This is a genomic window from Undibacterium sp. SXout7W (assembly GCF_049339385.1).
GTDB lineage: Bacteria > Pseudomonadota > Gammaproteobacteria > Burkholderiales > Burkholderiaceae_D > Undibacterium.
This window is the reverse complement of the sequence record NZ_JBMPPF010000145.1, coordinates 1-289: the sequence shown is the minus strand read 5'-3', so window position 1 is coordinate 289 and position 289 is coordinate 1. Positions and strand designations below refer to the sequence as shown.

General features: G+C 66.8%; 1 protein-coding gene. It reads right to left on the bottom strand.

The window, feature by feature from the left end:
• The coding region (locus ACO0LB_RS20850; RefSeq protein WP_423052650.1) for a hypothetical protein at positions 1 to 289 on the bottom strand (289 nt) is incomplete at both ends.

The following is a 289-nucleotide window of genomic DNA, read 5'->3' as shown; positions in this document are numbered from 1 at the left end:
AGCAGGTCGAGCGGATACAGCTCGGCCAGTTGCGCCTGGCTGCGCAGGTGCCGTTCGCCATTGGCAAACAGAAAGCGCCCGGCCTCGCTCACCTGGCAATGCTGGCGGATGGCAGTCATGCAGTCCTGCAAGGCACGGCGACCACGCACGTGCATGTGCACGTCGCCACAGGCCACAGCGCGGATACCCACATCAGCCGCCAGTGCCCGCAACCGTTGCAGGCGCACGGCATCGTCACTGCCCCGATGCAGGTGCACGGCCAGCCACAGGCGCTCAGCGAACACACTGC